We start from the raw sequence: 21950 nt of genomic DNA, 5'->3' as shown, positions 1-21950 counted from the left end.
ATGAGGATTGCTTTGGTGACCCATTCCGGTGTTCTAACAAGCCAATCCTCCGGAAGGTTGCGGCTTCGCCGCGAAGCTCTGGTGTTATGCTGACCCAGTGACAGCGGTCTTCTATGGGTCGCCTCGTTTGGCCGTCTTTGCATTGGACGATCGCACGGCCGGGTGAAATTTCACATGCGGCGTGCGTGATTTCTCATTGTTGCTCGCGTGGCTATGTTTAGCATCAAGTCGTTGTTTGCATCACAATGGCTCACTCCGCCGCTTTGACCGCTCTGTTCCGCGCGGTCGTCATGGAAGATTCGGCGTCGATCTCCTTCCGAACACTTCGTATCACGGCATTTGTTGTCGTCCCAACCTTATGAAGAACACCTTGCTTATCGCGTTCGCTTTCCTCGCGACTTGGACGTCTACCTCGGCGTGGCATGCCGTGAACGCATCCGCCGCTGACCAGCAACGACTCAACGTGCTGTTCTTGGGTGACAACGGGCACCATCAACCCAAGCCTCGGTTTGATGAGCTACAGCCTGTGATGCAGCGCAACGGCATCGATCTGACTTACACCGATGACATGTCGATGCTGAGTTTGGAGAAGCTGAACCAATATGACGCATTGGTGTTGTACGCCAACATCGATGAGATCGCGAAACCGCAAGCCGACGCGTTGTTGCAGTATGTCGAAGAAGGCGGCGGGTTTGTGCCGCTGCACTGCGCAACGTATTGCTTCCGCAACAATTCAGAAATCGTTGCTTTGATGGGAGCGCAATTCCAGCGTCACGGAACGGGCGTTTTCCGAACGACACCTGACAAGCCCAATCACGAAGTGATGAAGGGTTACAGCGGATTCGAAAGTTGGGATGAAACCTACGTTCATCATCTGCACAACGAAGCGAACCGAACGGTCTTGGAATACCGCGTCGATTCCAACGGACGAGAACCATGGACTTGGGTTCGTGACCAAGGCAAAGGGCGCGTCTTCTACACCGCTTGGGGACATGACAGCCGAACGTGGACCAATCCCGGATTTCTAAACTTGGTCGAACGTGGCATTCGCTGGGTGGCGAAGAAAGATCCACAACAAGCCGGCGAGTTCGCCGATGCGGCCGCGTTCCCGGTGCCCGAAATGACATCGCTGCCCGAGGGTGACAAGCCATTCACGTTCACGGATGTCGGGGCCAAAATTCCGAACTACACCGCGGGCAAAAAGTGGGGCGAACAAGGCGAACTGAAAACGCTGATGCAGGATCCGCTGCCACCGGAAGAATCGATCAAACGCTATGTCAATCCGAAGGGATTGCACATGGAATTGTGGGCTTCCGAAGGCGGCCCCGAAAGCAACTCGCAAGGTGGCATCGGTGGCAAGCCCATCGCGATGACCTGGGACGAACGCGGGCGTTTGTGGATCTGCGAAACGATGGATTACCCCAACGAATTGCAACCCAAGGGTAAAGGCCGAGACCGCATTCGAATTTGCGAAGACACCGACCAAGACGGCGTGGCTGACAAGTTCACTGTGTTCGCCGAGGAACTCAGTATTCCCACGACGTTGGTTTGCTACCGCGGTGGCGTCCTCGTTCAGGACGGTCAAGAGACGGTTTATCTGAAGGACATCGATGGCGACGACAAAGCGGACTTCCGCCAAACCCTGATCACCGGTTGGGCGTTGGGTGACACTCACGGTGGCGTCAGCAATTTCCGTTACGGATTGGACAATTGGATTTGGGGGATGCAGGGTTACAACGCATCTCGCCCGGTCATCAACGGTGAACGCCAACAAGGGTTCCGTCAGGGATTCTGGCGTTTCAAAGTCGACGCCGATCCAAACGGGGAAGCGAACGCAATCGACGGATCAACCGCCGGAAACGAGTTCTCCGATCACACTTTGCGGGTCGAGAAAGTCGAGTTCATGCGAGCGACCGACAACAATACATGGGGATTGGGCTTCACCGAAGAAGGCCTGGTGTTCGGATCGACCGCCAACCGAAACCCCAGCAACTTTTTGCCGATTCCAAACCGCTACTACGAACAAGTTCGCGGTTGGTCACCGCAAACGTTGCGCATGATCTCGGACACTCACTTGTTCGATCCGATCACGCCGAACATTCGTCAGGTGGACCAGCATGGTGGATACACCGCCGCGGCCGGCCATGGCATCTACACCGCTCGCCAGTACCCACAAGCGTGGTGGAACCGAACCGCTTTCGTTTGCGGACCCACAGGGCACTTGGTCGGCACATTTGTGTTGACACCCGACGGAGCCGGATTCAAATCGACCAGCCCATTCAACTTGGTCGCCAGCGACGATGAGTGGGCGGCGCCGATCATGGCGGAGACCGGTCCGGATGGGTTTGTGTGGGTGCTGGATTGGTACAACTACATCATCCAACACAACCCAACGCCTCACGGTTTTGAAACCGGCAAGGGCAATGCTTACGAAACTGACCTGCGAGACAAAAAGTACGGTCGCGTTTATCGCTTGGTCACCGATGGAGATGCGTCCAAGACAGTATCCGTTCCGAGTTTGAGCTCGGACGATGTGCCAGGTTTGTTGGCTGTTTTGAAACATTCCGCCATGCCGGTTCGCTCGCAAGCTCAACGCTTGTTGGTGGAGTTGGGCCAGATCGACGATGCGACCGTTTCGTCTTTGTTGGAATTGATCGCCGACCAGGAACAGGACGCGATTGGTTTGACTCCCGGTGCCATTCATGCACTTTGGACGCTGGACGGCTTGGGGATGGTTGGTAACGGCAACGCGACCATCGATGCCGCTGTACGCGAAGCGTTGCAGCATCCCAGTGCCGGGGTTCGTCGGTCAGCAGTGAAGGTGCTTGGAAGCTCCGAAGAAGACATTCAGCATCTGATTGAATCGGGTGTCCTGAGCGACAGCAATGCTCAAGTCCAGTTGGCGGCGCTGCTGAAGTTGGCAGAGCCCACGACGCCGACAACCGACATGGTTGTCAGTGCATTGGTCCAGTCGATGAAGAGCCTGGGTGACGATCGATGGTTGCTCGATGCATGGACAAGTGCCACAGCGATGCACGCCGGCGGAACGCTTCCGGCCGTGTTGGCATCCGCGCCCGAACGCGATCTTTCGCGATCCATTCGTGGTCGACTCAACGTGATCAGCGAACACTTCGCTCGGTCGCAACCCGAAGCGGAATCCTTGCAAGGATTGATCCAATCCGTTGCCAAAACTGCCACAGGCAATGCCTCAGGTGTTTTGGAAGGACTTGCGAAAGGTTGGCCAAAGGATCACAGCGTTGAGCTTCCCGAAGCCGCAGAGTCACAACTGGTTGCCTTGTTCGATCACGTCTCCGTCGATCAACAAAGTCAACTGGTTCAGTTGTCCGAGAAGTGGGGAACCGATGCGTTGACCGAAAAGGTTGCTGAATTGGCCGAGCAATTGCTCGAATTGGTCCAAGACGATTCGCTCAGCGACCGCGATCGAATCAGCTCGGCTCGTCAATTGGTGGCGATGCAGCCGACCGACGACGATGTGGTTTTCGATCTGCTGGAAAGCATCGGTCCGCAAACGTCGCCCGCCGCAACGGCTGGGATTCTGGATGCACTCAAATCCAGTCGCAGTGAAGAACTGGGGGGTGCTTTGATCGAACAGACAGCAGCATCAACCCCTTCTGTTCGAGGGTCCATCATTCGCGTGTTGCTTTCGCGTCCCAATACGACGTTGGAATTGATCGACAGCATCGAAGCGGGGGAACTGCGTATGTCGGATCTTTCGCTCGATCAACGTCAAGCTCTGAGCAATCACCCTGACAAGGCGATCAAGCAGCGAGCTGAAAAGCTTCTGAAGTCGTCCGGTGGTGTTCCGACGGCGAACCGTGTGGCGTTGCTGCACGAATGGTTGCCGGTTGCTCACGCGAAAGGCAATGCGACGTTGGGGGCCCAAGTGTTCAAGAAGCATTGTGCTAACTGCCATCGTCACAGCGGCGAAGGAGCCGATGTTGGTCCCGACCTGACCGGCATGGCGGTTCATCCGAAGGAAGAACTGTTGACGCACATCTTGGATCCCAATCAAAGCGTGGAAGGCAACTTCCGAACGTTTGCCGTGTTGACGACCGAAGGCCAAGTCTTCACGGGCATGCTCGGTGGCGAGTCGCGAACATCGATCGAATTGATCGACGCTCAAGCCAAGCGGCACACGATCTTGCGGGAAGAAATCGAGCAATTGAATGCTTCCAGCCAATCGTTGATGCCGGAAGGTTTTGAAAGCCAAATCAAGAAGGAAGAGATGACGAACTTGCTCGAGTTCCTGACCGCTCGGGGCAAGTACACTCCATTGTCGTTCTCGGGGATCGCCACGGCGGTCAGCACCAAAGGCATGTTCAGCAACGGAGACAACGGCCCGGACCAAATCATCTTCTCGGATTGGGGACCCAAAAAGCACAACGGCGTGCCGTTTACCCTGGTCGATCCGCAAGATGGACGCGTGCCCAACGTGATTCTGTTGCACGGGCCACAAGGCAGCAAGCCACCGTCGATGCCAAAGCAGGTGCCGATCGTTTGCAACGCGAGTGCGTCCGCGATTCACATTCTCGGTGCGGTCAGCGGATGGGGATTCCCCTTCGGGTCGGAAGGGTCACACACCGCAACGATCCGTCTGAATTATGCCGATGGGCAAGTGGAAGATCACAAGTTGCTCAATGGTGTGCACTTCGCCGACTACATCCGCCGTGTCGATGTTCCGGAATCGGAGTTCGCGTTTGATGTTCGCGGCCAACAGGTTCGTTACCTGAAGCTGACGCCGAAACGCCAGGAACCGCTCGAGACGATCGAGCTGATCAAAGGCGACGACAGCAGTTCGCCCATCTTTGTGGCAATCACGGTTGAATCGCCCTGACCCGGTCTTCGCAAGTGGTCTCGCGATCACCTCGCTGTTGCGAGATGGTCGCTTGGATGGGTTTGCAGGTTCCGAGGGTTGAAACGCGGAGTGAACGGAGGAGCGGAGGTCGCGGAGTCATGCGGCCGACTGATATCCTCCGCGATCACCGCTCCTCCGCCTCTCCGCGTTTTCATCGTGCGCGTAATAGTGAAGTTGAAGATCCGGGCTGGCAATTTGCTCGCTTCAGTGATCTTCGAATATCCGAGACCTTCGCAGCCGATTAGATCTTCCGGAATTTGCGACGGTAGGTCGCCGGCGGATGGCCCATGGCTCGCCGGAATGCGACGCTCATGTATTCATGATTTTGAAACCCGGTTCGACGAGAAATCTGAACCAGCGTGAGGTCGGTTTCAATCAAGAGATACCGCACACGTTCGATGCGGCGGCGGGTGATTTCTTGGTGAGGTGTGCGGCCCATCAACGCCAGGAAACGGCTTTCGAAAACTCGCCGTGACAGCGGGACTTTTTTAACCACATCTTGAACGTTGATACCGTCGCAGCAATGATCGCGGATGAAACGAACTGCCGCGGCAATCTCAGGATCCTTGATGGCCAGCACATCGGTCGATTGACGAGTCGCCACGCCGAGCGGTTCGATCAAATGGGGTTCCGCGTGAACTTCTTCACCCCGCATCATCGCATCCAGCAATGAGGCTGCTTCGCGGCCCGTTTGATGAGCGGCCGGGACGACACTGGAAAGTGGCGGCGTGCACAAATCACAGAGAAGTTCATCATTGTCGACACCTAGCAGCGCGAGTTCGCTGGGGACCTTGATGCCATGCAGACGGCAAACATCCAAGATCTTCTGTGCCATGATGTCGTAACACGCCAACACTCCAATCGGATGTTGGAGCGACAGCACCCATTCGGCCAAGCGATCGCGTTCACGCTTGAGTGACTGTGGGCGTCGGTCATCGACGTTGAAATTGAAGGACTGGCATTGGAACCCGTCTTCTTTCACTCGGGCCTCGAAGGCTTGGCGACGCAGGATCGACCAATTGAACCGAGACTCACCGCAGAATGCAAAATTCTCAAACCCGCGTTCGCGGAAGTGTTGGTAAGCCAACTCGCCGATCGCGACATCGTTGGTTTCAACCCAAGGGATATTGGGGATGCGACGAGCGGCACTGACATCGACGACTGGTATCTTCAAGTTGCGAACCGAACTTGCGATTTCCTCGTTCTCAATTCGCGCGATCAATCCATCGCCATCCCAATCGTTCAACCAACTCGGAGGTGCCGCTCCGCGTTCTTGTTCGACCAAGTAGATCGACCAGAGATCGTGCTCATGGATGTATGAGGCGATTCCGCCGAGCAATCCACGCGCATAAGCATTGGATGTTTCGATGAGGAGAGCGACCGCTTTCTGCTTTGGCATCTTCGTCCAACAAATCAAACCTTGGGAGCGAGGGTTTGCCCTCGCGATCCGACGCTGAAACCGGTTGGCGATGCCTTCGGTCCCACGAAGACGTCAATCATAGACAATCAAGATTGACGCCTTGCGGGAAAAAAAGCATGTTGAGTGTGCTATTTTACTCGCGTGGGATGCCGTTTTTGCGGTGATACCACAGACGTGGCCATTGGGAGCTGGTCATTTAAAGTTGTACTCAACGCCTCGCCCTGCAGCAGAATGGAAGGCCGCCCGCTCGCGGACTCAATAGCGGAAAATGGCGGCCATGGGTTGAGCGGTGGAATTGCCTTGCAGCCGACGGACCGTGCCGCCCGATTTCAGGGTCAGTCGGACGGCGGTGTTGACCAAGTCGGTTCCTTCGTCGTCGAGTGAAACCTGGTGATTGGATTGATCGCAACGACCAACGATGGGTTGGTCCTGTCCGAGTAAAAGGGTGTCCACTCGACCTTCGACGGCCGCGAGAACGACTTGTTTCCAATCGTCGGACCCCTGATTGTCCGCGATGGCGGAACCCAACCGCTCTGCGATCACATCATCGTTGTGTTGGTTGTGTTCTTTCGCGAATGCGGTGATACGAGCTCGAAGTTGGGAATCGCTCAGTCCATCGGGACTGACGTGGATGCACTGAGTCAATTCGACGGACTCAGCGGCGGCATCGAAATGTCCCGCTACCTCTTCGGTCGCGACGGCAACGAGTTGCTGGTCGGTATTGTAGAGACGCTTTGCGACGTACTCGCCAACTCGCGAAAGATAGGCTCTACGATCCGCCTTGATCTTGTCCTCGCCATTTCCGTGCCCGTGGTACATGACAGTTTCTGATCCTCCGCCACCGAGTGTTTCGTGTGACGAATACTGCAACTGCTTCTCCGGGTCTCGTGCGGTGACGAGTTCGTCCATTGTCAGTGGGAAGATGTCGTCTTCGATCTCCATCGTGGAATGACCATCCGAGCGGAACAAACGGGCTCGTTCCCAGGAGAGAGCCAACGTCATCAGATTCGTTTCACCACATGCAACACTGGCGATTGGCCGTAGGTTGAACTCCGAGGCGATCGAGACTGTCTCGCCGGGATCGTGGCTCAGCAAGACACGTTCTTCGAATCCTTCGCTGATGTAAATCGCCAAGCCCGCGGTCTGATTTTGCCAGAAAGTTGAATCGTGCTCGAGCTTGGCAAGTTCCTTCACTTGTGGAAGCAGCGGGCTTTCCTTCTTCTTCAGTTCTCCAATCGCTTGTTGCACCAAATTCTTGAATCGGATGGGATTCTGATTGGTGTCACGACCGGCTTGGTAGGTGCCCATCAATATGGAAACGCAGTCGCCTTTCTCATGAGTCAACAGTTCAGTCAATTGTGTTTTGGTTGGAAACGCGATCACGGTCGATGTCCTCTCTTAATTGGCAATGAAATGGCTCAATCGTCTGATGGTGAAGACCGCAAATCGGGTGCCGATGAGCGACGCGGTGCTTCCATGCGAAGAAAGGCCCGACAATGAAATTTAACTGTGTGTCATTTTCCGCCAGTGGCAAGCTGAACTGATGCCCTATCGAACTGATGGTGGAGCAAATTGCCCTGTTCAGCAACTTTGCTCATGCATACGGAACGACATCCAATTCGGGGCTGTGTTCATAGCAGGCAGCATGGTTGATTCGCGGTCGGCGCGAGTGGACTCGTCAAATGACGAACTGATTGAGCGATCTCGCGATCGATGACTTCTGCGACAACTGCCGGTTCCTGGCACGCTTCGTGCATGTGAGTTGCAAGCTCGTTTTGAGCTTCCTCACCAAACCACTCTCCGTTTGGCTTACGATGCAAGAATGCTAGAGCAAAATGCGTTGCATCGATCGCCGTGGCAGTTTGGGTCGATTGGTGAAAGCCGGACTTCAGTCACTTCTCAATGCTCGCTCCAATCAAACAGAGGACTCTTCCATGTCACGCTCGTATTCATTGCAACACAATCAAGTCGGTAGCCAGCCAGCTCATTCCGATGATGAACGCCAAGCCACTTCATCCACAATGAGTCGCCGTCGTTGGCGACGGTCGGTGTTGGCGGCCATGCTATTGGCTGGTGTGACCACCACTGCGACCAATGTGTCGGCACAAGACTCACGAACTGCCGAGCCTGCCAATGCTCAACGTCAAGTTGTAGGGAGCGAGCAGGATGATCCCAATCGAATCAGTGACTGGGGATTGGCGGGAGTGATCTGGAGCGATGCCAGTTTGGTCCGCAAGCTTGCCGCCGAATCGGCTCAACGTGCGACCGATCCAAAACAGATCGCTAAGTATGAGCGATTGGTGCGGCAGTCAACGGAAGTGAAGCAGTCGCTTGAATCATTTGGATGGAAGCTGCGAAGCCAACAAGCTGAACAATCCGGCAACCCGGTGACGGAATCTTCCCAAGCCAATTCCGAACGTCAGGCCGAAGAGCGATTGCCCGATCCAAAAGAAGTCGGGCAAAAGCTCGCTGAAGAATTGCGACGGACACGTCCACCGAAGGCGACGAAGACAGAAAGCGACGATCGCTCCAATGACCGCCCGACAGGTGAACTTGCCGTGGAAGCGAATGGATTAGAACGATTCGATACCGAGACTCCCGCCGGCGTGGATGATCCTGGTAGTGATGATGAATGGACTGCCGCCCGCACTCCGATAGACGTCGACAACTACCGTGTCGACGATTACGTCGATGAGACTCCTGCGGAAGAGGCCAACATGGCGGATGCAGTGGAAGACGGCGTGGAGGGTGCCATTGCTTCGGCTGCGGGCCGGCTCGGCACCGGACGCGATTTGGGTGCTCGAATCAGTGAACGTGAGATCCAGACGCTGTCGGCAACGCTGCCTTATTCGGATGACTCCATTTATGACGCGGACGATTACGACCCGGACCGAGACTACCGGGTCGACAATCCATTGGCTGCTGAGCCAGACGCCGAAACCGGTGCTGACCTGGGCGATCGCGACGATGACATCAGTCGACGTGCTGATCCGAAGGTGATCGACGGAGAAGACGAAATGATCGCCGAGTTGGCGACTTCGGAAGTGCAGCGAAAGACACCTGCGATGCAGCGTCGTTCGAACTACCAAAGGTTCACGACAGAGGAAGCCGTTCAGGAACGTGATGCACAGTGGGTCCAATTTCAACTGGATTCGAATGAGCTCGTGCTAACGCGTCACACGACGCTAGAAAATCTTCAGCAACGAACCAACGATGCGGTGATGAAATTGAAATCGGACGCCAGCGTCGCATGGGACACCACCGAAAATGAGCAGCTCAAAGCAGTGCTGAAGGCAATCAGCAAGTTCTAGGATTCGTTCGATGGTGGGACAAAGCGTTGCTGAGTCAATGCGGACCGCGACGCGAGCCGGTTTGCTACCGTTGATAGATCGGTAGCAAGCCGTAAGCGGGGGTCAGAGCCAGAATGGCGAGCGAGCTGCTGTACGTCGAACCAAAGTGTTGTTCGTTCGACCCGCCCGGTGGCCACGCACCGTTTTCGGTCTGCTCCTTCAGCAATCCTGCGGCGATCTGCGGAAACATTTCTTCCCAGGTTTCTCCGCCGACCTGTGCCATCGCTTGGCTGCTGTAGTAAGTCGCAAGGTAGTAGTAGTTGTTCTGCCACGGGCTGGGATAGCTTCTCGTTCGGAACCATCGCACTGAGACCGGAATGCTCGCGTGGTTTTGCCGTCCACCCAGGATCAACGTGAGCGTCGCGGACGCGGTGTTCGCGAGAGTGATTTGAGGATTGTCTTGCGAGGCATGAGGTCGATAGCGGAAGACGCCTTTCTCATGTTCACCCGGATCGGGTTCGTAGCACAACTCGACGAAGTCCAGGCCTTCGTCAAAGTACTGTTTCGGTACGTTGAATTCAGCGTTGCGGGCAGACCGTAAAAACATCAACGCCCAACCGGTCACGGACATATCGGACGCCGCATCGGGGCTCTCGGGATATCCGTATCGCCAACCGCCCCGGTCGGATTCTTTTCCCTTGGTGCGTGATTGAACTTCGCGATGAAATACCAGTGCACGGTGCAGGGCTTCTTCGATCCGTTCCGACCGTTCCCCGGAACCCATTCCATAAACCTCACCCAGCATCAATCCAGCGATGGAATGGTTGTAGATCACCGTCTGAGACGGTTTCAGGTGTCCGACCGGAGGTAGCACCGGTTGCAGCGAAAAATAACCACGACGACGTTGGGTGCTGAGGACAAAGTCAATCGCTCGAGAGATTTGCGCGCCGTAGGGACCTTTGTCGGGCAAGTGCCCGCGAGACAGGAAAGCCATGATTGCCAGGGAAGTGACGGCAGGCTGGGCGACTTCTTCACTCGGGAATCGGCCGTCTTCGGCTTGCTGACTGGCCAGCCATTTCAATCCTTCATCAACGGATGATTCCACGCGAGCCCATTCGCTCGCCGGCAGCGCCGAACTCAGGTTTGCCGAGGTGGCAATCACCGGCGGAGAGTCTTGTGCGGCAGCGGGCATCGCGACGCACATGAGCAACGCAGCAAGTGTCGTTTGCGTTGCGATGAGCTTGCATCGTTTCAAGCGTTTGATCAGCAAGGTCAGTCGGCCTTCTTCGTGTGTGGTTGTGTCCGCGTCAGGGGCAGGTGTGTTTGGGATTTGCATGCTCAGACCTAATCGATCGTTGACATCAACACGCGGAGTTGATCTTGGTACTGTTCAATCGCTTTGCGGTAGGCTTCCGGCGGGCGGTTGCCCTGAACTTGCCAAAGTCCATCGTCGAGTGTCGACAGCAGACGGTTCCATTGCTGATCCGCGATGAATTCACCGTTGGCGATCGCTTGCATCAGTTCCTTGGCCTCGTCGGCTTGCACGATTTGTTGCCAAGCTCGCTCGGCCGACGCGTTGTCGCCATCTTGGTTCATCAGTCCCTTGATCTTTTCCGCCATTTCATCAAGCCGTTGTCGCTCGGCGTCTGACGGGTCACCGTTCTCTTTTTGCTTTTCAATTTCCAGCAACGTTTTGGCGAGCATGTCTTGCGCTTGCTTTGCCTGTTCGCGTTGTTCCTTCGACAATTCTTCCGATGATTTGTCACCGGGTTTGCGATTTTTTCGCTTCGGCTTCTCCATCTTCATCGCCTGCTTTGCCCGCTGGTCCGCGGCCACTTGAGAAGCCGCCAGCGCTGCGCCGCTTGCAGATTCTTGCCACAACAACGTATCGGCCCGGACCCGAAGGTTCGTTCGACGATTTGGAATGCCCAATTGAGAAGCAATGTTGGGTTCGCGTTCGAGTCTCGCCAAGAATTCATCGAGCGTTGGATCTCGCAAATCACCAATGTTCGGATCGCGAGGGTCGTACTCGTCCAAATGCGTCACGACGGTACGTCGGATTTTGTCGAACAATTCTTCCGCTTCGGTGAGTCGGTCGGTTGCCAATTGTTGTTGTTCGTTGCCCGATTCCAAATTGCGATGGCCGGATCGGATGGACGCTGCGATTTGGTTGTACGTGATGGTTTCCATCAATCGATGCAACGTGCGAATCATGTCTTTGATTTCGCCTGGCAAGTCAGTGTTGACCGTCCGTAGAAATTCTGCGGTCAAGTTCGGTTCCATATCCAGCATCTCGACTCGCAGCAATTGAGTGGAGACCGCGAGTCGGTATTGTTCGGTCTGAACCAACCCGCCGTAGTCATTGTTTTGAATGTTCCGATGAAGGTCGGCCCACACATCCGTTTGGTCAGCGACGACACGAGTTTCTTGAATGCGAGATTCGACATAGAGTGCCAACGCATCATTGCCTTCGTTTTCAAATTGCAATCGGTCCAATTGCGAGAACAATCGTTCGCATTGGTCGATCAATGAACGGGCGCCGGTGGTCGAATCTTGGTTCTTCGCTTCGCCATTGGAATTTGCGAATAGCTCGTCGGCTTCAAACTGGATGTTTCTCGCGGTCGCGGAAATTTGATTGGCCGTTCGAATCAGATTCGCTGCCGTTCCTGATTCAGCATTGACCTCCAATGGCAGTTGTTTCTGAATTCGCTCAGCCAGCTGAGCGGCGTCCTTGGCGAGATCTTCGGCGGCACTCAATCGCAATTCGATGATGATGGTCCAAAGGTCAGGACGCTGGGTTGTATCGATTTGCAGCCAATTCATCACTTCTTCGGTCAGGTCGTATTGCCGTTGCGAGAGATCCGAAAGTTCGTTCCGAAGAGATTTCTGACGGCGCTGCACCAATTCCATGTATCGCGAGAGCAATCGTGGGTCGTCGCCGAGCATGGCCGCAAACTCGTCCATCATGGCCCGCCGTAGTTCGAGGACTTCTGCCAGTCGATCCAAGTAGGCCTGGTCGACTTCGACGATCGCCATCTTTCGATCCAGTGGATTGCGGTTTTGTCGAGCTTCCCGCATCAACTGGCGTCGTTTCTCCAAATAGACCTCATAGATGGTGATCGCTTCGTCCATCTCTTTCTTAAGTTTCTTCTCTCGCTTGACTCGGTCAAACCGTTTCAGCAGTGCACCCAGCAATTCACGAGCTCGGACGACATGCTGCAGTCCCATCGTGGCGTCGGCGTTGTCTGAACCGGCACGTTGTGATCCCGCGAACGCTCGGTCGCGGGCTGGCGTGACGTGCGATCGCGTGATGTCGACCATCTGCAAACCAACAAATGCATATTGGCTCTCCCGAGTCTGTTCTCTCAACTTGGCGACGAAATCTTCGACGTTGCCCAGACCCGTGTCGAGGCGACGAAACTGTTCACTGCGATCGGAGTCGGCGATCTTTCGCTCAACGAGTTTTCTCAATCCAGTCTCAATTTCGGCGAGCATCTGATCAATCTCGACGACCGATTCTCGCATCTTGAGTTCGTCGCCCGGACGTTCTTCGGCCTCCGCGATCGCGGATAATTTGTCGGTGATTTTGAGCCGACGCCGGCCGGTCGTCGCATTTTGGCCCTTTTGCTTTCGTTGGCGGTTGGACGAGGTCACATGACTGACAGTCGAATTTTGTGACTCCATCTGTTTTGCAGGAGCCTTGGGCTGAGGTTTCGACTCTTTGGCGACTTTGGTTGCAGGTACTTTGGGTTGAGGTTTGGATTTGGACGAATCGGACTGAGCCATTTTGTTGGCATCAGGATTCTTTGGGTTGGACTTCTTGGCGTCGGACGAATTCCTTGGTTGATCGCCTGATGGATTGGTGGGTTTGCCTGGAGGTTTTGGTTTTGTGGCACCCGCTTGCGCTGGAGAGTCCGCCGCCGCGATCGCATTCGGGGCGGGTTTGGAGGAGCGATCAGCACCCGATGGTTCTGTCTTGCTGTTCTGCGAGTTGTTGTCCGATTCCGGTGGCATGGACTGATTGGCGGTGTCCATGAGGGCTGGTTTTGTTTTGGCATCGGATTGCTGATCGCCAGCGTTCTTGGCTGCATCGTCTCGGTCGGCCGGACCTGTATCAGCCAACTTCAGGTCGGCGTTGGTTGAGTCAGTCGGATCGGCTTCTGAAGGTTCATCGCCTGCAGGATTGTTTTCGTTGGGTTGGGTTTCGCCAGACTTGCGGTTTGCCGGATCCGAGTCATCCATTTCCGAATCAGCCTGCTTCGCTTCAGCTTGCTTCGCTTCAGCTTGCTTCGCTTCAGCTTTTTCCGAGTCGGCTTGCATGGAGTCAGCTGGATTCGAGTCAGCTAGTTTTGAGTCACTGTTCTTTGAGTCACTGTTCTTTGAGTCGGCGGATTGAGGAGAGTCGCCTTTGCGAGTGGCATCAGGATTCTGTGTATTCTCCGATTTCGCCAGCGATTCGTTCTTGGGTGAACCGCTCTTCGATGATTCACTCTTAGCTGATTCACTTTCGGCTTGCCGGCCATTGGGTTTGGTTGCCAATGAATCTGTTTCGGGTTTGTTGTCCGTCACGCGGATGGAGTAGCTGATCTCTTGGCCTTCGGTGAGCCCCAGTTCTTTCAGGTCCAGCTTGGTTTTTGCGATCAAATGCTTTTGGTTGGCTTGGTCGCCGAGCGGAATGGGTTGGACATGCAGCACCTTTGCGTTGCCGTCGGCATCCCGTTGCGATTCGTCATAGATCACCAATTCGGCTTTCTCGATTCCGTGATCATCATGGGCTTCGAACTTGATCTCGATGATTTCATCTTCCGCCACTGCGGTTTCGTCATTTGGCGTGATCACTCGGGCAACCGGTGCTTTGTCTTCAATGACATCGATTCGTGAGAACAGACGTCGTTGGTTGGTCAGGTCGTGGGGACTGAGCAAGGTAGGTCGCAGCAACACGTCATCGATCAATGGCAACTGCAGCCGATACCATCCGTCTGCCTCGGGTGATAGCTCTCGGATGTCCATGTCAGTGAGCGATGTTTTGCCGTCGTCAGACACGGTCGTGTCGGGTGTTGGGATTTCAGGATCCGTCAGCGAGATTGAAAGCTTTTTCAGCGAATCGAGTGGCTTGATCGCGAGCCGCAACACGCTGTCCTGCGGAACTTTGACCCGCCGAGGCAATCGGTCGAGCAGGATCGGGGCACGTTTGGTGTAGGCCGGGAATTCGACGCCAAATTCGATCTGATCGATTTCTGGGAAATCAATCGTTTGAAGACGCAGCCATTCCGTTTGTGCGTCACCCGCACGAACTCGGTACGACACATCCTCGTCCACCCGCATTTTGTGGGACCACGTGTCCGGTGAGGTCTCGTCCGCGGTCAGGCGATGCTCTTCGATCTGACCGTCCGGCTGCATCACACTGATGGTGGCAGAGGATGGAACCACACCGCTGGCACGAGTGACCAATTCGATCGAGTCGCCGCGGGGGACAAACGGTTCTCCGGTTACGCTGGCGAGCTGCGTTGCGGTGATGTTCTGCGTGGGAAACCAAAACCGCTTCAGCAGAACCGAAACGCGGCTGGGGCTGATCGCGAACACGATCGCGAAGAGCACGATGCCGGACGCCGCGAGCAGAAGGCCCGGACGGATTTTGATTGGCGGGGCGATGCGACGGGGCTGGACCATTCGCTCCATCGCGACAGCTTCGCTGGTCACCTGGTTCGCCATTGCACGCTGCGTGGCGGACATCGTCGAACGGTCTTGCGTGGAAAGACTGGCGACGGTGGACCAGCGTTCTTCCAACTCCGGAACATTGTCATCGACCGCGTTGGCCGCTCGCAGCCATTGCCAAGATTGCCGCAGCGGACCAATCAACCAATAGGCCGCGGTGGTCAACGTTGCAACAATCGTGATGCCAGTCAGTGTGATGCGAAGCAACGGCGATGCAAATGGAAACATCCAATCGATCAACATCGACGGGATCATCAACAGCAGCAACACACCGATTGAAAATGCCATCGCCGACGCGATGATCAGCATTGCATGCCGCAGTCGTATCCGCCGCAGTTTGCTTTCGATTGCCGAAGGAATTCGGTGCGAAAATGGCCGAGATGTGATGGTGGTAGACATGATCAGGATAGCCCTCTGGACTTGCGGATGATCCATTCGACTTGCAAACACCCCAGCACCAGCCAGAGATATCGCCATCGTTGCCATAGCGGTTGACGTTGAACGCTGTGCGTCACGACAGGTTCTAAGTCAGTGAGTTCCAAAACTTCTTCGACCGCGGTGGGCGGCAGAACTTGCCCGCCGGTCACGGTCGCAATTTGGTCTGCCAACACGAGATTGGATCGCGTGTCGACCAGCTCGGTCGGAAGGTCGGCCTGGACTGTGAACGTCGTGATCACTTCTTCGTTGAGCGATTGGTCATCGTCGGATCCCATCGCGGTCAGCTCATCGATCAAAGAGCCTTCCGGTTTGGCTTGGTACACGCCCGGGGCCAATTCGCGGACGTCGGCTCGGTAGTGTCCGGGACGTTCATCGTCCATGACGAGCGGGATCGTGCGTACGTCCTCACCAACGGACAAACGGACACTGAGGGTGTCCGTGTCGGTGACGTCGCGAATCACTGGTTGCCCATCGGCATCCAATAACTCGACATCAATGTCAACCGATTGGTCCGTTTCATAAAGCGTTTTCGCGGTGCGAAGTCGAACCGATTGATTCCCGGATGACAGATCCGAAGCGATCGCCCATCGCATCAATTGACCCCAGAACCGATAGTGCAGCGTGTCACCCCGAAGGAATCTCAGACGATAGGTGTCCGGTCCAGACAGGTAGATGATTCGTCCACGCCCAACAGGTTGCCAACAAAGAAAGCTGGATTGTTTGAGGGCGGGATCATTCATCGCGAGAGGTTCACCTCGTGGGACAACCGCGATCAAGCTTTGAGCCGTCGGGACGGGAGCACGCCAATTCGAAACGCTGTGCAGAGGCGAAAACTGGTTCACAAACGCCCACGCGTTGTTGGTCGCCAGTTCGGTTTCAGCAATCATCAATGCCGCATGGGAGCGACCTTGTTCGGTGACCTGGAAGGAGTATTGCTGGCCGGCGTCGTCTGGCTGGTCGATCGGTCGAACCGGAATGGCTTCTTCAAGCGGATGGTCGACGTATGCCTGAGGCATCGCGTGGTCGCCGGCGATGGTGATGACCGTTCCGCCTCGCGTTCGCATGTATTGCAGCAAAGAAGTCTGCGAGGCAACCGGCAGATGTTCAACGGGAAGATCACCCAAGATGACGACGTCGTATCGGTTCCATTCTTCGACCGTGACGGGAAAGCCGCCCGCTTCTTGGCGATGCCCGGTTGCGATCAGTCGAGGTCGGAATAGCAGTTCGTCGAGTTCAATCTTTGGATCACGTCGGAAAAGTTGAGCCAAGTATCGGTATTCCCAACGAGGCATCTCATCGGCCAACAAGACTTTGATGTCGCTTCGTGTGACGTTGATCTCGATCTCGTCAAAATTGTTGTCCGTCGTCATTTCGCCATCGAGTGGTTGAATGGCGATCTGAAAGGATGCCGATCCAATCTCCGCGACACGCTGTTGGAATTGCACGGATCGTGTTTCCGCATCGGAATCGATCAAGACATTTCGGAAATCTATGACCTCACCGGATTGCAACAACTGGACGGAGCATCGTTCGCCTTTGCATTGGTAGATCCCCAGGTGAGCTTCGATGACAACATCGTCGTTTCGCATGGCAACGGCGGGGGCCGACACGGAGATCAGGTCGATGTCTCGCAAACGCGAATCGTTGCCGATTGGAATGACGTAGACGGGAGTCGAATCCATTTGGGCGGCAACTTCAGTGGGCTCTCGTTCATGAGCGTGGTTGTGCGCGACGTCAGACAAAACGAACGCCGCGGCGATGGGTTGATCGCGATGCAGTTGGTCAACGAACTGCAACGCGGCACCGACATCGGTCGTTTTGGCTGAATTCTCTTGATCGGTGAGAGACGCCAGACGTTCGTTGGTGTCCGCGACGCTCGTCATCGCCGTCGCGGCGTCATCAAACGAGATCCAGCGAATGTCGGCGACCTCGGAGATCGCATTCAATTTCGATTGTTCCAACCCGGTGAGGAATTTCGCGACCCGATCACCACGAGTTCGGTCGGTGAAAGCGGTCGATTGCGAAGGTGCGTTTTGTGATTGATCGCCGATGGCACGTTCAAATTGGCCTGCCAATTCATGGAGGACTCGGCGAGCCGTGACGAGTCGTTCGGCCAAGTCTGGAAGGCTTTCACGCCATCCGGCTTGGTTGGGCGTGCGATTCCGCTCCAGCATTTTGGTGAGTTCTGAGAACGCATCAAACTCCGGGCTGTCGATCATCAGGACCAAACGACGAAGCGAAGAGTCGACTTCGCTGTCAACGGACGCGGGCAGCGAGCCGCGAATGTTCTCGAGGTGAGTTCGAACCCGAACGATCGACTGGTTCGCCAATTTCAGACGCTCGGCGACGGAGGTTTCGGCGCCGTGTTGATCGAGTTCTGTGACCGCCAAGGTCATCTGTTGTGTTGCGAAACCGATCGCCGCGAGAGACCGATCGGTGAGTTTGAGTGGTTCAGCGTACGGTTGTTGCGTGTCGTCGTCAGAGCCTGACATCGCCCAACGCCAATCGTCAGACAATCCGGGTGGATCGACCGTTTTCATGCTCGCACTGGAGTCAGTCACGAACACGATGGCTTTTCGAGTGGAGGTCGATTGTTCGACGACGCTGGTGGGAGCGAGCAGCATCCAAAATGCAACGCAGAGGGCTCCTAAACGTAGAACCGAAAACAGTCCGGTCGTTGCCCGGCCCAGAATGTTTCGCTCTCGATAGAGTGTCCAAAGTAGAATGCCCAAGCAACCCACACCCAGCAGCAACAGCAGTCCAGAGTTGAACGGATGTTCGTACGAGAGGTATTCGTTGGCGGAGGTTTCGGTGAGGTTCATCGGTTGGTCGCCTCCAACGTTTCCGCCTCTGCGGATGACCTTGGTTGCACAGACGTTGGCGTCAGGTCCAATCCCCTCGGCCCAAACGAACTCAGGTGCGATGCATCCAATTCCGATGACTCAGGAATTCCCGCCGACCCAAATCGCTCGCGAGCCATGATGCCTGAGAGAACCAACTCGCCGGTGATCAGTCCAATCAATGCCAGCAGCAAGTACGGCCAAACTGGATCGGTGTGTGCACTCGTGACCGGCGTGCGATCTTCGGTCCACGCCTTGGGCGTCGTTGAGTTGGCGATTTGTTGCCATGCGGCACGGCTGAGTGAGATCAGATTGGACTCGTCCGATGAACGCTGGACTTGAAAAGGAACGCCGGCTTCGTCCAGACCAATTTGCAATCTGTATGGACCCGGTCGACGAGTTTGGCTGGACCGAAATTCGAAACCCTCGTCGGCATACTGAGCGGTCAGCTCGATTGATTCATCGCCCGGCGTTTGCAGGAATCCCGTTGGTGTGTTGAGATCGCCCGCTAAGTCTGAATTCATCGTGTCCTTCGAGACTCGAACCACGATGGGTTGGCCAGGAAGCAAATTGTATTGCGTCGCACGGGGCTGAGCCAAGTAATCGATCCAGTCGCGAACCATCACGACAAATGACTGCGTTCGAGCCAGGTCACTCCATTGCAACCGCAGCGGAATGGATTGCACGATCACGCGGCCTTGCCCCACAAAGTTTTCCACGGCGAGTGGTGCGTCGTTGCTCAATCGCAAGAGCGTCGCCCGGTCATCGTCGTCGTCATTGACGGAACTGAATTGGTAATAACGCTGAATGGATGCGTCACCCAAATCCAGTTGCGCGTTGTCCGCCAGATGTCGCGTCGCAGGATGATCGCTGCGAAACGGATCAATCCGAACGGGTTGATCCGTCGAAGAATCTTCCTCAATGTCCAACGGTTGCTCCGCGTCGGTGCCAGTTCCTGCCGGCGACGCATCGACGATTTGGTCAAGCCTTCGCGGAGCCAATCCGCTGGCGTCGGCGAACAGTTGATGGTTGAAGAAATCAACGTTGGTACGCGGTCCCAATCCAATCCATAGTCCACCACCATCGGACACAAATTCGGTCAATCGCGAGACAGCATCGGAAGGCAACTCCGTGAGATTGGGGATGATGACAACCCGCTGCTCGCTGAGATCGACCGTTGGAAGTTCGTTGGGCGTGATCAATGTCGGAACATAGACCGACGTGTCGTTAAGCGGTTGTCCATCGATCCATCCAAGAGCCGCTTGCACAAAGAACGAGTCTTGTTGCATTTCTGCGTAGTCAGTTGCAGATTCGACCACGACAACGGGCAAACGGTCGACCACTTCGACAATCAAACTGGCAACGTTGTCGGCTGGTAAATCGTCGTCTCGATCCAAACGACAACTCAATCGATAGATCCCGGGATCGTCAAACTTGTGATTCCAATTGGCCTCAGCGGACTGCTCGCCTTCGATCGAAGCGATCGTTTGCTGATGAACGGGAACGTCGTTGACGCTCCAAGTCAGTTCGGCGGCATCCACCGTCGCGATGTCATAGTTTCGTAGAGTCGCGATGGCCGTGATCGGTGTTTCAGAACCAACCACCGTTCGATCCAGAGTGATCGAATCAACCGCAATGTTGCCTTTGTTCGTTCTCTGAGACTGGTCGTCCAAACGAACCGTTTCGATTTCCGTGCGAATGGACGTTTCATTGAGGACGGATTGAAGTCGTTGCCAGCCGACTTCGTCTTCGGTTCTCCAATCAGTGGCCTGGCCATCGGTCAGCACCACAATTCGTCTGGTGTTTTGTGTGGGTTGATGTTCGAGTTGGACCGCGGTGAACAGAGCGGCAAGCAGATCACTGCGTCCCTCGGTGGCATCAATACTCCGCAATTGTTCGGTGATCCATTCGCGATTGCGTTGGTCCCCGCGCGTCGTTCCTGAATGGAGCCACGTCGGATACGGGGCGGTTGTCAGAATTCGAATGTCATCGCGGGCCGAGATCTTTTCGAGTTGGTCCACCGCATGTTGGGTTGCTGACGCGATCATCGTTCCGGAGTCCGTTTTGCGGGACATGGACATCGAATTGTCGATCACGAAAATCGTCTCGCCCTGCTCACTTCCACCGAGATATCCGGTCGGCAGCAGCGGTCGAGCCAATGCAAAAATCAATGCGGCAATGGCTAAGCAACGCAGCAACAGCAGCAACCACTGCTTTAGCTTTCGTGAACTGGTTTTGCGAGCAGACGCCTCCATCAAAAACTGCATCGCACCCCACTGAACCGTTTCGTTGCGGCGGCGATCAAACAGATGCAGCAGCAACGGCGCGGCGACCAATGGCAATGCAAACAAGAACGCGACACTGAGAAAACTCATCGTCCCACTGCCCCCCGATTCGTCGCGAGTCCTCGGCGTGCCATTCGATTTCGCAGGAACCACCCCAGCGTGTCGGCCAGGTCCGTGGCGGTCGTCATCCGCACGTAGTCACCACCTAAACCGACGACCATTTCTTCCAAGTCGGCAAGGAATGTTCGCATGCGTTGCAGGTATTGATCACGCACCGCGGGCGGGTCCAAATGGAGACGCTGCGAAGCGATTTCGAGAGATTGAAAGGCGGACCATCGACGAAAATTGAATGTCAGTTCTTCCGGTGCGAGGATGTGCATCACCACCACATCGTGGCCCCGTGCGCGAGCGATCCGCAGGGCCGTGGCCAATTCGTCGAGATCGCCGAAGCAGTCCGATAGCAACACCAGCAAACCGCGACGTCGTTGTCTTGCGACGCAGTGCTGGACTTGATGACTTAGATTCCCCTCGCCGCTTGCATCAGCGGACTGCAGAGCCGCCATCAGGGTTCGCAGGTGTGCGGCGTGCTGCTTGGCAGGAATGAATCGCGAATTGCTTTCGTGGAGGACGGTCAAACCAACCGAGTCACGCTGATGCAGCAACAATCTCGCCAGGCACGCTGCGGCGCGGCGTGCATAATCGAGTTTGCTGATCGTCGAGAGCCCAAAGTTCATCGAGCCACTCGAATCCACCGCCAACATCGCATGCAAGTTGGTTTCTTCCTCGAACTGTCGAACGAAGTAGCGATCATTTCGGGCGTACACCTGCCAATCAATTTGTCGGATCTCATCTCCCGGCGCGTACTGGCGGTGCTGAGCGAACTCGCAACACCCGCCCTTCGTGGTCGAACGATGTTTGCCAGCCAACAATCCGTCGACCACCGTTCGTGACAGCAGTTCCAAGTGCCCGATTTGGTCCATCACGACCGGATCAACCAAATCACTTGCTCCAGCCCCGGACTTCTTCGTCGGGGCGTGAGCGTCGAATTTGGATTGACGTCGAAACAGTCCAAGCATGAATCGGTGA

9 protein-coding genes are annotated in these 21950 nt (G+C 55.6%); 2 read left to right on the top strand and 7 right to left on the bottom strand.

Features of this window, described 5'->3' with window-relative positions:
* The first annotated feature begins 358 nt into the window (after nt 1–358).
* On the top strand, nt 359–4855 hold the full coding sequence (locus RB_RS01110; RefSeq protein ID WP_164921311.1) for a PVC-type heme-binding CxxCH protein: 4497 nt from the start codon (nt 359–361) through the stop codon (nt 4853–4855).
* Between the two features lie 262 nt (nt 4856–5117).
* On the opposite strand, the gene RB_RS01105 is transcribed toward RB_RS01110, so the two are convergent.
* Together RB_RS01105 and RB_RS01100 are read right to left on the bottom strand one after the other, a co-directional pair.
* The gene (locus tag RB_RS01105; RefSeq protein WP_007324978.1) at nt 5118–6275 is read right to left on the bottom strand and encodes an AraC family transcriptional regulator; all 1158 of its coding nucleotides are present in this window, start codon (nt 6273–6275) and stop codon (nt 5118–5120) included.
* A gap of 276 nt (nt 6276–6551) precedes the next feature.
* The gene (locus RB_RS01100) at nt 6552–7652 is read right to left on the bottom strand and encodes a baeRF3 domain-containing protein (RefSeq protein ID WP_231846095.1); all 1101 of its coding nucleotides are present in this window, start codon (nt 7650–7652) and stop codon (nt 6552–6554) included.
* 578 nt (nt 7653–8230) lie between these two features.
* Between RB_RS01100 and RB_RS01095 the strand changes: the two genes are divergently transcribed.
* A complete protein-coding gene (locus tag RB_RS01095) occupies nt 8231–9607 on the top strand; it encodes a hypothetical protein (protein WP_231846094.1) in 1377 nt (458 codons plus the stop codon).
* Between the two features lie 64 nt (nt 9608–9671).
* On the opposite strand, the gene RB_RS01090 is transcribed toward RB_RS01095, so the two are convergent.
* The 5 genes from RB_RS01090 to RB_RS01070 all read right to left on the bottom strand — a co-directional run bounded on the left by RB_RS01090 (nt 9672) and on the right by RB_RS01070 (nt 21940).
* Nucleotides 9672–10922, bottom strand: a complete 1251-nt coding sequence (locus RB_RS01090; RefSeq protein ID WP_011117950.1) for a prenyltransferase/squalene oxidase repeat-containing protein — start codon at nt 10920–10922, stop codon at nt 9672–9674.
* A gap of 8 nt (nt 10923–10930) precedes the next feature.
* A complete protein-coding gene (locus RB_RS01085; protein WP_164922651.1) occupies nt 10931–15610 on the bottom strand; it encodes a hypothetical protein in 4680 nt (1559 codons plus the stop codon).
* Between the two features lie 92 nt (nt 15611–15702).
* Nucleotides 15703–18561, bottom strand: coding sequence for a hypothetical protein (locus RB_RS01080; protein WP_011117948.1), 2859 nt, complete (start codon nt 18559–18561; stop codon nt 15703–15705).
* On the bottom strand, nt 18558–20954 hold the full coding sequence (locus RB_RS01075) for a BatA domain-containing protein (protein WP_011117947.1): 2397 nt from the start codon (nt 20952–20954) through the stop codon (nt 18558–18560). The genes RB_RS01080 and RB_RS01075 overlap by 4 nt, the downstream gene beginning before the upstream one ends.
* Nucleotides 20951–21940: a DUF58 domain-containing protein gene (locus RB_RS01070; protein WP_164921310.1), complete on the bottom strand. Its 990-nt coding sequence runs from the start codon at nt 21938–21940 to the stop codon at nt 20951–20953. The genes RB_RS01075 and RB_RS01070 overlap by 4 nt, the downstream gene beginning before the upstream one ends.
* Between the last annotated feature and the right edge of the window lie 10 nt (nt 21941–21950).

The sequence above is a fragment of the Rhodopirellula baltica SH 1 genome (assembly GCF_000196115.1).
GTDB lineage: Bacteria > Planctomycetota > Planctomycetia > Pirellulales > Pirellulaceae > Rhodopirellula > Rhodopirellula baltica.
The sequence above is the reverse complement of the archived record's forward strand: the minus strand, read 5'-3'. Positions and strand labels throughout refer to the sequence as shown.